This is a genomic window from Halorussus caseinilyticus (genome assembly GCF_029338395.1).
Taxonomy (GTDB): Archaea; Halobacteriota; Halobacteria; order Halobacteriales; family Haladaptataceae; genus Halorussus; species Halorussus caseinilyticus.
The window spans coordinates 1,837,337-1,848,208 of sequence record NZ_CP119809.1 but is presented as its reverse complement, the minus strand read 5'-3'; the positions used below and the strand labels follow the sequence as shown (position 1 = coordinate 1,848,208).

The 10,872-nt window shown below is 64.6% G+C and carries 13 protein-coding genes, 1 tRNA gene and 1 CRISPR repeat array (1 of these 15 running past the window's edge); of the genes, 6 read left to right on the top strand and 8 right to left on the bottom strand.

Annotated features, from left to right (window positions below; translation table 11 throughout):
- Positions 1-78: 78 nt before the first annotated feature.
- Both P2T60_RS09270 and P2T60_RS09265 read left to right on the top strand, forming a co-directional pair.
- Positions 79-270 (top strand): LSM domain-containing protein, encoded by a 192-nt coding sequence (locus P2T60_RS09270; protein ID WP_276278964.1) that lies wholly within the window; start codon positions 79-81, stop codon positions 268-270.
- Positions 267-440: a 50S ribosomal protein L37e gene (locus P2T60_RS09265; RefSeq protein ID WP_276278963.1), complete on the top strand. Its 174-nt coding sequence runs from the start codon at positions 267-269 to the stop codon at positions 438-440. The genes P2T60_RS09270 and P2T60_RS09265 overlap by 4 nt, the downstream gene beginning before the upstream one ends.
- A 509-nt stretch (positions 441-949) precedes the next feature.
- Here the strand turns inward: P2T60_RS09265 and P2T60_RS09260 are convergent.
- The 3 genes from P2T60_RS09260 to purF all read right to left on the bottom strand — a co-directional run bounded on the left by P2T60_RS09260 (position 950) and on the right by purF (position 5,044).
- A complete protein-coding gene (locus P2T60_RS09260) occupies positions 950-2,959 on the bottom strand; it encodes a CocE/NonD family hydrolase (RefSeq protein WP_276278962.1) in 2,010 nt (669 codons plus the stop codon).
- An 84-nt stretch (positions 2,960-3,043) separates the two neighbouring features.
- Complete coding sequence (locus P2T60_RS09255) at positions 3,044-3,433, bottom strand: hypothetical protein (RefSeq protein ID WP_276278961.1); 390 nt, start codon at positions 3,431-3,433, stop codon at positions 3,044-3,046.
- 105 nt (positions 3,434-3,538) lie between these two features.
- Entirely contained in the window at positions 3,539-5,044 is a 1,506-nt protein-coding gene (gene purF / locus P2T60_RS09250; protein WP_276278960.1) for an amidophosphoribosyltransferase, read from the bottom strand.
- Positions 5,045-5,411: 367 nt separating this feature from the next.
- Between purF and P2T60_RS09245 the strand changes: the two genes are divergently transcribed.
- Complete coding sequence (locus tag P2T60_RS09245) at positions 5,412-5,645, top strand: hypothetical protein (protein WP_276278959.1); 234 nt, start codon at positions 5,412-5,414, stop codon at positions 5,643-5,645.
- Positions 5,646-5,670: 25 nt separating this feature from the next.
- Here P2T60_RS09245 and P2T60_RS09240 read toward each other — a convergent pair whose 3' ends face one another.
- Positions 5,671-6,228 (bottom strand): DUF420 domain-containing protein, encoded by a 558-nt coding sequence (locus P2T60_RS09240; protein ID WP_276278958.1) that lies wholly within the window; start codon positions 6,226-6,228, stop codon positions 5,671-5,673.
- Between the two features lie 124 nt (positions 6,229-6,352).
- Here P2T60_RS09240 and P2T60_RS09235 point away from each other — a divergent pair.
- Positions 6,353-6,437 (top strand) — tRNA-Leu (locus P2T60_RS09235).
- Positions 6,438-6,859: 422 nt separating this feature from the next.
- Here P2T60_RS09235 and P2T60_RS09230 read toward each other — a convergent pair.
- The 4 genes from P2T60_RS09230 to P2T60_RS09215 all read right to left on the bottom strand — a co-directional run bounded on the left by P2T60_RS09230 (position 6,860) and on the right by P2T60_RS09215 (position 8,950).
- Positions 6,860-7,189 carry a hypothetical protein gene (locus tag P2T60_RS09230; RefSeq protein ID WP_276278957.1) on the bottom strand — a complete coding sequence of 110 codons (330 nt, stop codon included), beginning with the start codon at positions 7,187-7,189 and terminating at the stop codon, positions 6,860-6,862.
- Positions 7,190-7,343: 154 nt separating this feature from the next.
- A complete protein-coding gene (locus P2T60_RS09225) occupies positions 7,344-7,745 on the bottom strand; it encodes an acyl-CoA thioesterase (RefSeq protein ID WP_276278956.1) in 402 nt (133 codons plus the stop codon).
- 85 nt (positions 7,746-7,830) lie between these two features.
- Positions 7,831-8,541, bottom strand: a complete 711-nt coding sequence (locus tag P2T60_RS09220; protein ID WP_276278955.1) for a DICT sensory domain-containing protein — start codon at positions 8,539-8,541, stop codon at positions 7,831-7,833.
- Positions 8,542-8,545: 4 nt separating this feature from the next.
- Positions 8,546-8,950, bottom strand: coding sequence for a DUF7344 domain-containing protein (locus P2T60_RS09215; protein WP_276278954.1), 405 nt, complete (start codon positions 8,948-8,950; stop codon positions 8,546-8,548).
- A 121-nt stretch (positions 8,951-9,071) separates the two neighbouring features.
- Between P2T60_RS09215 and P2T60_RS09210 the strand changes: the two genes are divergently transcribed.
- Together P2T60_RS09210 and P2T60_RS09205 are read left to right on the top strand one after the other, a co-directional pair.
- Entirely contained in the window at positions 9,072-9,578 is a 507-nt protein-coding gene (locus P2T60_RS09210) for a helix-turn-helix domain-containing protein (RefSeq protein WP_276278953.1), read from the top strand.
- 61 nt (positions 9,579-9,639) lie between these two features.
- Positions 9,640-10,608: a sugar phosphate isomerase/epimerase family protein gene (locus P2T60_RS09205; protein WP_276278952.1), complete on the top strand. Its 969-nt coding sequence runs from the start codon at positions 9,640-9,642 to the stop codon at positions 10,606-10,608.
- 248 nt (positions 10,609-10,856) lie between these two features.
- Positions 10,857-10,872: direct repeats of the CRISPR family, unit length 37 nt; it runs 602 nt beyond the window's last position.

Here is a 10,872-nt window from a genome sequence, read left to right as displayed (position 1 = left end):
CATTGGCCAAATATTGAAACTTTCCACAGAGACGCGTTTCCGGTACGTTTAAGGCTCCCACGGGTGCCGGTATTGAATATGAGTGGACGACCGCTCGACGTGCTGGAAGCCTCTCTCGACGAAGAGGTCACAGTGCGATTGAAAGGCGGCGAAGAGTTCGAGGGCGTTCTCACCGGATACGACCAGCACATGAACCTCGTGCTGGAAGACACCGACGAGGAAGACACAACCATTATACGCGGCGATAACCTCGTGTCGATTAGCCCATGACCGGAGCAGGAACCCCGAGCCAGGGGAAAAAGAACAAGACGACGCACGTGAAGTGCCGTCGTTGCGGCGAGAAGTCGTATCACGTCAAAAAGAAGGAGTGTTCGAGCTGCGGTTTCGGCAAGTCGAGCAAGCGCCGAGACTACGAGTGGCAGAGCAAGGCTGGCGAGTAGTCGGCCCGACTGCGACCGAAGATGCGGCTCTCCCTTCTCTCTGAAGCCTCTCGGGTAGCGGCGGGTGTGTTTTCGGCTGGGGGTCGGTATCTTCTGTTGTCGGTTTTCGGTTCGTGACGGCCGTGTGAGTGTTCGGTGACGCGTAGACGGTACGGTGGACGTGAGTTATCGAGCGGGAGTCGGCTTCGGACGAGAGTTGTTACTGAGAGAGCTAGCTTCAGGCTTGAACCGATGAAGGCCCCACCGCGACCGCGGGCCACACCCTCCCCGACCGATTGCGCGTCTCGGCCTCCACTTCGTTCCGGCCTGCGATGTTTGCGAACGTCGTTCGCAAATCAGCGAGACGCTTCGCGCCTCGCAAGCCTCATCCCTCGCGCGCATCGGCGCGGTCACGAGCGACCGCGCCAGCGCGCGCCGGGGAACTCGCCGAGTCGGCGCACGCCGGGAAGAACGGTCGAATCAGCGCGCGCCGGAGTCGAGGGGTCCGGTCAGCGCACGCTTCTGGCCCGCTACACCAGCGTCAGCCAGTCCTGTGCCGACCAGCCCTCGGCGTGGTTGTCGTACTCCACTTTCCACCAGACGTAGCCGTCGGCCCACTCGGGTCCGTTCACGACGCGGCCCCTGTCGCCGTCGTCGGCGGCGTCGATGGCCGTGTAGCCCGTTCCCGGTCCTTCGCGGATGTTGAGGCGGTCGGACCCCGTGTTCACCTCCACGCGGTCCCCGATGGAGAGGCGTTCGGAGTTGCGCGCGCCGCGGTCCAATCCAACCTCGTTCGACCAGCCAGCGATTCCGCCGTCGTCCTCGTAGTACCGGACCTTCCACCAGCGGTCGCCGTCCGCGGCGGTCGGACCGTCCACGATTTTGCCCGACGAGTAGACGTGCTTTTGCTTCTTCGAGTCGTAACTCGTGCCCGGGCCGGTCCGCACGTCGAGGTTCTCGACGGAGACGTGAACCTCGTCGCCGACCGCGAGGTCCTTCTCGACGGTGTGGGTGTCCGAGACGCTCCGCATCGGCAGGGTGAACTTCGAGGGGTAGTCCGCGGAGTGGCCGATGTAGACGCCTTCCGACTCCCGCGAGTCGAAGTAGAAGGGGTTCGAGATGCTGACGCCGAGGCTAATCGTCTCGTCTTTCTGGAGGAACCGCTGGATGGGCGAGAACTGAATCTGGACGCGGTGGTACTGGTCGGCCCCCTCCACGCGGTAGGTCTCGCCCATGTCGTTTATCATCTTGGTGTGGCCGTCAGCGTCGGTGTGGTAGAAGTTGAAGAAGAGGCGCTCTTCGGGACCCTCGGGGTAGACCCAGATGTCGAGTTCGGGCGCGCCCACGATTTCGAAGTCCGACCCGGCCCGCCAGTCGAATCGGTACTCGGTGTCGTTCCACCACCAGATGTCCTTCTCGAGGTAGGTGTCGCCGCCGTCGGCCGTCTCGCTGAGTTTCAGCGTGGTCTCCGACGCGTCGCTCGGCGGGAACTGGTCGTGGGTGCGCCACGCGTCGGCCTGCTTGAGGTACATCGTGGACTGGGGAACGTCCGTGGCCTTCCCCTTGACGTGGCGGTCCATCCAGTCGAGCGCGAGACCGTTCAGGTAGTCGATTTCGCTCTGGGTGCGGTCCAGTCCTTCGAGGGCGTGGCCGCCCTCGTAGAAGCAGATGCGGGTCTCGACGCCGCGGTCCTGAAGCGACCGGTAGGTCCGGAGCGCCTCAACCGGTTTGAACAGCGTGTCGTCCCAACCCTGAATCAGGAAAGTCGGCGCGTTCACGTTCGAAATCTCGTCGGCGGGCGACCGCTGAGCGAACGCGTCTTTCGCGTCTTGGGAGAGTTCGTTGTTCCACGCCGCGTCGAGGTACCAGTCCCACAGGTCGGCGTCGAGTCCATTGCCGGTCTCGAAGTCCCACGACTTGATGCCGCCGAGTCCGAGCAGGAGGGTGAGCCACCCGATTTTGACGACCCCGTGAGGTGCTACCGCGTATTCGAGGTCGTTCCACGTGATTCGCGGGACGATGGCGTCGATGCGGTCGTCGGCCGCCGCCGCGAGCAGTTGGATGCCTCCCGAGTACGAGTAGCCGTCCATCCCGACTTTCGGGTCGCCGGTCCCGTCCATCAACACGTTGTCCCGGCCCGCGAGCCAATCGACGAGCGTCGAGGCGTCGTCTACCTCTTTGGGTCCGTCGAGACCGACTTCGCCGCCGGATTCGCCGAACCCGCGCGAGTCGTAGGTCAGTACCACGTAGCCGTTCGAAGCGTAGAGTTTCGCCTTCTCGGTCACGCGACCCGACTTGCGGTTCGACCCCCAACCGTGGGTCATCAGCACCGCCTCGTGTGCCTGCCCGTCGTCGGGTTCGTAGAGGGTCGCGGCCAGACTCGTCCCGTCGTGGGACGAGATGGTCAGGTCGGTCGTGGTGTACGACCCCGCGCTGGCGGGGGTCGCTCCGACCGCGACGGTCCCGGCGGCCGCGCCGGTGGTCTTCAGGAATCCTCTGCGGTCTATCTCGGCCAAGCGAACGTTGGGTTCGTCGCTCATGGAGCAACTCGATAATGTCGCTCCATCTAAAAATTATTTTTGCGCAGAATGAAATTAGAACATAAGTTGATTCGGCCCGCGGACCTATCGGTTCGGGTCGTCGGACTCCTCGCCGTCGTCCCTTTCGCCGCTCTCCACGTCGATTCGGAACGCCTCGGTCTCGCTCCCGCGGTCGGACCCGCTACTGCTCTCGCCGCCGAGGAACCGCGACCGGAGGTCGTCTGCGACCGACTGAACTTGGTCCCGGAGCGTCTCGACCTCCCTCTCGAACTGTTCGACCGTCCGCTCGACGTGGTAGACCCGCGAGGCGGGGATGCGCCGCACGAGGTCCCGGCCCTGCTCGTCCTCGCCGGTCTTGACTATCCAGTGGTCCTGAAAGTACGCGACGTGTTCGTTCTGGACCGTCTGGGTCTCGGTCTCGCCGTCCGGTCCCTCGTAGGTGATGGTAGCCTCGCCGAGGTCTTCTTCGACCATAGCGGTACGTCGTCCTCGAAACGGGTAGCGACTGTGGCCGACCGACCCGGCCGTCGGCGCGCCGACGGCCGTGACCCAGCGACTCGGGGCGCGATTCCGGCGCGACTACAGTTCCGGCCGGGGGTTCGAGGCGTGTGCCGGGTCCATCTCCTCGCCTTCGATGTCGTAGGGGTACTCGCCCGTGACACATCCCATGCAGAGGTCGGCACGCTCTTGGCCGAGGGCGTCGGCGACTGCCTCCGTCGAGAGGTACGCGAGACTGTCGGCCTCGATTTCGTCCCGAATCTCCTCGGTGGACCTGTCGGCGGCGATGAGTTCCTCGCGGGTCGCCATGTTGATGCCCATGTAGCAAGGAGCGGCGATGGGCGGCGCGCCGATTCGCATGTGGACCTCGGCCGCGCCGCAGTCTTTGAGCAGTTGGACCAGTTGGGTGGAGGTGGTTCCACGGACGATGCTGTCGTCTACGAGTGTCACCGTCTTGCCCTCCACCGTGGACTTGATGGGATTGAGTTTGAGGCGGACCGCGCGCTCGCGTTCGTCTTGGGTGGGCATGATGAACGTCCGGCCGACGTAGCGGTTCTTCATCATCCCCTCGGCGAACTCGACGGTCGCGCCGTCCTCTTGGGCGGCTTCGGCGTACCCGCTGGCGAACGCGCGCCCGGAGTCGGGCACCGGCATCACTACGTCGGTGTCGATGCCGTTCTCCTCCCAGAGCTTTCGGCCGAGTTCCCGGCGGACCTCGTAGACGAGACTGCCGTCCACGACGCTATCGGGCCGGGCGAAGTAGACGTGTTCGAAAAAGCAGTGGGCGGTGTTCTCGCGCTCGAACAACTGGTAGGAGTCGAAGCCCTCGCCGTCGGACTGGAGGACGACGAGTTCGCCGGGTCGCACGTCCCGAACGAGTTCGCCGTCCAACGTGTCGATGGCGGCCGACTCGCTGGCGACGACGTAGCCGTCTTCGACTTCGCCGATACATAGCGGGCGGTTTCCTTCGGGGTCGCGCACCCCCAGAACCGTATCGTCGTGCATGATGGTCAGCGAGTACGACCCGTGGATGCGACCCATCGTGCGTTTGACCGCGCGCACGAGGTCTGCCTCCAGCAGGTTGCGCGCCAAGTCGTGGGCGATGACCTCGGTGTCGCCGTCGGAGGTGAACGCGTGGCCCTGCGCGGCGAGTTCGTCGCGCACCTCGTCGGCGTTGACGAGGTTGCCGTTGTGACTCAGACCCAAGGCTCCGCTCCGGAACGAGACGGTGAACGGTTGGGCGCAGGACTTGTCCACGCTCCCCGCGGTGGGGTACCGAACGTGTCCGATGCCCGCGCTCCCGCGCAGGGACTCTATGTCCTCCTCGTCGAAGGCGTCTCCGACGAGTCCCATCTCCACGTGGTCGTGCTGTTGGAACCCGTCGTGGGTCACGATTCCCGCCGACTCCTGCCCGCGGTGCTGGAGCGCGTACAGAGAGTAGTAGAGCGGTCGCGCGGCGTCTCGCTCCGCGAGCGAGACGCCGACGACGCCGCACTTTTCGGTCGGCCCGGAGAGGGCGTTGTCGGACTGGCCCGAAGGGGCGCTCTCGGTCGGACTACTGGGGACCGGGTCCCGGCCGTCTGGCATGGTCGAAGCTACTGGGCCACCGTAGTAAAAACTCTCGTTATCGTGCCGAATTTTCGCTCCGACGGACAAGAAGTATGCACGTTTACGGATACTCCTCGGCGTGCGGGCGCGGCGCATACGCGCCGCGCCCGTCCGCGAGCGGTCTTCGGGTCGAGAAGTCGCTCTCTGGCGCGCCGTCGGTTTCCGCTCGCCGTCCGCGGAACGAACCTCCGAGTGGAGAACGACACGAGATGCTTAAACAATGGAAAATGTGTGTTAAACGCAGGTATATATTTCTCGACCACCGAACCCGCTCTCGCCCCACGCCCAAGCGCGCCCGCGAGAACGGACACAACAGTTAATCGACGGCGGAACGTGGGAATCGAGGATGGGAACGGGTCACGACGCGGGCGACCGATGCACGCACCGCGAGGGGGAGAGCGAAACCGACCAACACGGAGCGACCATCCCGCAGTCGGAACTCCGGTGGGTGCAACTCGACGCACCGCGACACGCTATCGAAATCGGACCGAACGGCCGAATTCTCGACAGTCGTTATCACGGGGGGTACGACGCGTGGGAAGTCCTGTTGGAGACCTACGAGGGCGAGGTGTCGGGGTGAGCGGCGGCGCGGCGACCCCGGCGCGTCAGAACAGGTAGAGCAGTAGGTACACCACGACGCCGAGCGCGAACGAAGTCAGCCACAGCGACGCCGCGACTCGGCCGACGCGCGGGTGGTTCGTCGCGGGGAGTTCCGACGCGGGACGGGTCAGCGCCAGCAGGAGAACGTAGTAGAGCAAGGGGATACAAATCACCGCGAGCAGGACGTGAATCGCCAGAATCGGGTAGTAGACGAACTGCTCGACGACCGCCGGTCCCTCGAAGTGAGTCGGCCCGAGGAGCGCGACTCGGTAGAGGTACAGCGTCAGGAAGGCCGCGAACAGCACGACGCCAGCGAGCATCCCGACGCGGTGTTTCTCGACTTCGCCTTGTCGAATCCATCGCCACGAGGCCGAGACGACCCCGAACGCGACGACGCTGATGACGGCGTTGACGTGCGGGATGGCCGCGAGAACGGGGTCGGGCGCGCGCGGGAGCGATCCTGCGGGCACGACGCGGAGCGCGGCCGCGAACACCAGCGCGAGCGAGACGACGGTCAACAGGCCGGTCAGCGCGGGGACGTGACGCTCTGCGAGTCGTTGCATGGACGCAGGTAGGGAGTCGAGGGAAATACGCCTTGCCGTGTGCCTCGATACCGTCCCGAAGTTGAAACGAAAGGCATTTTATTGGGGTAGCGTCTACAAGTGAATGCAGAGAAAGACACCGCGAGCGTGGGTAGCCAAGCTAGGCCAACGGCGCAGCGTTGAGGGCGCTGTCCCGTAGGGGTCCGCCGGTTCAAATCCGGTCCCACGCATCGCACGCGTGGCTTTGCCACGTACGAGGCGGCTTTGCCGCCGAGGACGATGCAGGTGGAGTCCCTTGGGACTGCACCCACGCACAATTCCTTTCGGACGCTAACTTCTGAGCGACAGTTCTACGCGGACTTGCGGGCGCTGTCCCGTAGGGGTCCGCCGGTGAGCAGTCGCGTAGCGACTGCGAACGTCGTCACGGAGCGAAGCGGAGTGACGGAAGTTCAAATCCGGTCCCACGCATCGCACGCGTGGCTTTGCCACGTTAAAAGCGCGGGTTCGCCCGCGATATTCGAGGCGGCCTCGCCGCCGAGGACGATGCAGGTGGAGTCCCTTGGGACTGCACCCACGCACAATTCCTTTCGGACGCTAACTTCCGAGCGAGCTCTCGTCGCCGTTCGACGGCGACGAGAGCCCTCGGGAGCCCTTACTCTCTCCGGGAACGCGTCCCCCACGAACTCGTCGGGCGAAACCCCACCGTCCGAAATCGGTCCGACGGGACGCCCCGCACGTCCACGACGCGATACGACCGCGACGGCGGCAGGTCACACTGCGGTCCCGCCAGAAGCGTCGTCGGTTCGCCATCGACTCGGACCGCGACCGCTCGGTACATTCGCGTCGGTCCGGCGTCGTCGCTCGGCCGACGGACGAGTCTCGCTCCGCGGCGGGCGTGGTCGCTCGGCAGAAGTCCGCAGACGAACGTCTCGTCGTCCGATACCGGACTCGCGGCGTCGGTCGCGTCGTGGAAGTCGTTCACTGACCACGTTTTCACTGACGGGCGAATAAACGGTCAGGACGGTTCAGTCCGACTCCAGTTTCCCGGTCGAAACGCCGGGCGATGAACGATACTACTGGGGTCGTGAACGGTTCTGTGGAGGTACAAACGGTTCGCGCGCCGGGGAAACCAGAGCTTACAGCCCTTCGAAGTCGCGTATCTGCTTGCGCCACGCGTCGGGAATCGGCCGCGAGGACTTTGTTTCGCTATCGACCGCGACCTGTACCGTCTCGCCCGTCGCCGCGACGTGGCCGTCGGCCCGGACCTCGTACTCCATCGGAACCGACGACTCGCCGAGTTCGGGCACTCGGAGCGCCACCGTCACCTCGTCTTCGATTTCGACCGGTCGCCGAAAGTCGATTTCGAGGCTGGCGAGGACGGACTCGATTTCTCGGAGGGGCACGTCCAGCACTTCCTCGAAGTAGGCCACGCGCGCCTGCTCGAAGTAGGAGGCGTAGACAGCGTTGTTGACGTGGCCCATCGTGTCGAGGTCCCGATAGCGAACGTCTACGTCGACGGTAAACCAGTCGTCGGTCATCGGTGCCACCTCGTCGCGCCCGGTAGTTCCGTCTATCGCTTTCGGGCGTCTGTTCGGAGTGAAGTCGCGGACCGTCACGCCTCCCTCACCCGTAGGTCTCGCGCAGATACTCGTCGATGTCGGCGACCAACTCGGGGTCGTAGGTCCAGAACCCGCGGAAGAAGTCCGAGTCGGGTTGGACCTCTTCGGCGACCAGCGCGCAGGCCTGCCGGTCGTCGTCGCCGCCGTCGAAGACCACGAACCAGAACGCGCCGAGTTCCTCGCTCTCCTCGGCGTGGACCGTCGTGCCGGGCACGTCGGGCGACCAGTCGGGTTCGCCGTAGACGTGAACGTCGAGGAGGTTCTCGGACGCGAGCGTGGCGTACACGTCGCGCTGGACCTTCATCGCCGACAGCGACTGGAAACCGGTCCGGAGCGTGCCGGTCCCCTGCCGGTAGGCCCGGTCCTCGATTTCGCGGGCGGTCAGCAGCATCTGGCGCTTGTCGAACGAGACGAACGTCGTGTCCGCGAGGAGGTCGAGCAGTGCCCGCGTCGGGTCGTCCGTGCCGGGTTCGAGGTCGGTCTCCGTCGGCGAGACGAGGTGGTTGACCGCGGTTCCGCCGACGCTCCCGACGAACTCCCCGCTTTCGGTCACGACGACGAACCCGCCGGAACTGTCGTCGGGAATGTACTCGTGTTCGACCGCGACGTTCCGCGTCTCGAAGTGCGATTCGAACGCGCGGTTGGGTTCCGGTGCGAACACGGTGATGGTCTTCCGGCGGTCGGCCACGGCGTCTAAGAACTCGTGGAGACCCATCCTGTCACCCCGCGCGGTGGTCGGAGACTGACCTGTCGGACCGGTCGGCGGCGTCACGCTGTTGGTCGAGAGACCGGTCGAGGACGGTCTCTGCGAGTTCCGGAAGCAGTTCGAGCGTCACGTCGTCGGTCTCGGGGTCGTAGCGGACGTACTCCGCTTCCGCGAGTTTCGGGAGGTGGACGTGGTGGAGCGCGGTTCGCTCGCGCTCGCGGTCCTCGGGCGTGACCACCTTGCCCGCGTCCTCGCGGGTACCGAGCCATCCGGCGAGAATCGTCGCCAATTCGTCTACGGTCGCGGACTCTCGGTCCCGCAGGTAGTAGAGGGCGTATCGCCGGTGAACGTCTGAGAGGACGCCGAACACCGCATCTACCTCGGCGGTCGCGTCGGCGTCCGGCGCGTCGTCGTTCATGTTCTCTCACGCCACATTAGTCACGAACAAGTATTAACTTTGGGCGGGGGAACGGAGCGGTGACGGGGACGTGAACGGCAAGCGGGGTATTCAAATGTGTCGTGCCCTAACTGGTTCCCACATGGCTAAATACTCGACTGGCGGGTCGTCCGGCGGTGGTAGCGGCGGCTCGTGCGAACTCTGTGGTACGTCGAGCGACTCGCTGACCGAGGCGAACGTCGCCGGAGCGCAGTTGCAGGTGTGTTCGGACTGTGCGTCCTCGCACAACGACAACGCCAAGACCGAGACGACCGGCGACGACCGAGAGCGCGAACGCAAGCGCAAGGCCGCCCAGAACACGGCGAAGGCCAGCGGCGTCTACGACGGCGATTCGAGTCGCTGGGAGGAAGAGGGCACCAACTACGACGACGACCCCCTGCCGTATCTGGTCACCGACTACGGCGAGACGGTCGAACAGGCCCGGCGGGACGCCGGTCTCCAGCGCGGCGAACTCGCCGACGAACTCGACGTGCCCGAGAACGACCTGCTCGCGGTCGAACAGGGTCGGGCGAATCAGGCCAACGTCGGCGGGACGCTCATCGAGGCGCTCGAAGACCGACTCGACGTGCAACTCGCCGAGGGTCGGTAAGATTCGCCGACGTTTCCGGTCCCGTAATCTTATTCACTACGTTCGTAGTGAGTAGAAACGTATGGATATTGGCGTTCACACACCACCCTTGTACGGAGAGTCGTTAGAAGACGCGATGGCGTACCTCCACGGCATCGGCGTCGATGCAATCGAACCGGGCGTCGGCGGACATCCCGGCGACACCCACCTGCCCCGCGAAGAGTACCTCGGCGACGACGAGGCCAAAGACCACCTGTTCGACCTGTTGGACGAGTACGAGATGCGCATCTCGGCGCTGGCGACACACAACAACCCGCTTCATCCCGACGACGAGACTGCCGAGGAAGCCGACACCGAACTCCGCGAGGCCATCGAACTCGCGGACCAACTCGATGTAGACGCGGTGACGTGCTTTTCGGGGCTTCCCGCCGGGAGTCCGAACGACGAGACGCCCAACTGGATTACGGCCCCGTGGCCGGGCGAACACGCTGAGGCCCACCGCTACCAGTGGGAAGAAGTCGCCATCCCCTACTGGCAGGACATCGCCGAACACGCCGCCGACCACGGCGTGAACGTCGCCATCGAGATGCACCCCAACATGCTGGTCTACGAACCCTCGGGGATGCTCCGCCTGCGCGAGGAGACTAACGAGCGCATCGGCGCGAACTTCGACCCCTCGCACCTCTACTGGCAGGGCATCGACGTGACCGACGCCATCCGGTTCCTCGGCGAACACGACGCCATCCACCACTTCCACGCCAAGGACACCAAAGTCTACGACGCCCAAGCGCGCTACAAGGGCGTTCTCGACACCACGCCCTACGACGAAGAGTCCGACCGCTCGTGGCTGTTCCGGTCGGTCGGGTACGGCCACGACGAGGGCCACTGGAAGGACATCGTGAGTACCCTCCGGATGGTGGGCTACGACGGCGCGCTCTCCATCGAACACGAGGACTCGCTGACCAGTTCCAACGAGGGTCTCGAAAAGGCGGTGTCGATGCTCCAGCGCGCAATCTTCCGCGAGCAACCCGGCGAGGCGTACTGGGCCTGAATCGCGCGTCGGGGGCATTCGCCCCGGTCCGATTCTTCGCGGCGTCCTCCGACGTACAGAACCACATCTGTTTCTCTAACAATTCTATAGAACTGTTATGTGTGTCTATAGGATTGTCTACGGGCTACCCGCACGTCTCGCTCGGTGTCGAACGTCGTGGGGCAAGTGGACGACGTTTCGATAGTCTCCGAAGTTTTCCGAGTCCTGCGACAGGACCGCCAGCAAATCGAGTTGCCCAACATGGCGCAGTTTCAATCCCTTCGT

Excerpts from the sequence above, each read along its gene's own strand:
- P2T60_RS09260 (WP_276278962.1), bottom strand. The coding sequence starts at position 2,959 with ATGAGCGACGAACCCAACGTTCGCTTGGCCGAGATAGACCGCAGAGGA.
- P2T60_RS09245 (WP_276278959.1), top strand. The coding sequence starts at position 5,412 with ATGGGAACGGGTCACGACGCGGGCGACCGATGCACGCACCGCGAGGGG.
- P2T60_RS09255 (WP_276278961.1), bottom strand. The coding sequence starts at position 3,433 with ATGGTCGAAGAAGACCTCGGCGAGGCTACCATCACCTACGAGGGACCG.
- P2T60_RS09210 (WP_276278953.1), top strand. The coding sequence starts at position 9,072 with ATGGCTAAATACTCGACTGGCGGGTCGTCCGGCGGTGGTAGCGGCGGC.
- P2T60_RS09220 (WP_276278955.1), bottom strand. The coding sequence starts at position 8,541 with ATGGGTCTCCACGAGTTCTTAGACGCCGTGGCCGACCGCCGGAAGACC.
- P2T60_RS09225 (WP_276278956.1), bottom strand. The coding sequence starts at position 7,745 with ATGACCGACGACTGGTTTACCGTCGACGTAGACGTTCGCTATCGGGAC.
- P2T60_RS09215 (WP_276278954.1), bottom strand. The coding sequence starts at position 8,950 with ATGAACGACGACGCGCCGGACGCCGACGCGACCGCCGAGGTAGATGCG.
- P2T60_RS09265 (WP_276278963.1), top strand. The coding sequence starts at position 267 with ATGACCGGAGCAGGAACCCCGAGCCAGGGGAAAAAGAACAAGACGACG.
- P2T60_RS09240 (WP_276278958.1), bottom strand. The coding sequence starts at position 6,228 with ATGCAACGACTCGCAGAGCGTCACGTCCCCGCGCTGACCGGCCTGTTG.
- P2T60_RS09270 (WP_276278964.1), top strand. The coding sequence starts at position 79 with ATGAGTGGACGACCGCTCGACGTGCTGGAAGCCTCTCTCGACGAAGAG.
- P2T60_RS09205 (WP_276278952.1), top strand. The coding sequence starts at position 9,640 with ATGGATATTGGCGTTCACACACCACCCTTGTACGGAGAGTCGTTAGAA.
- purF (WP_276278960.1), bottom strand. The coding sequence starts at position 5,044 with ATGCCAGACGGCCGGGACCCGGTCCCCAGTAGTCCGACCGAGAGCGCC.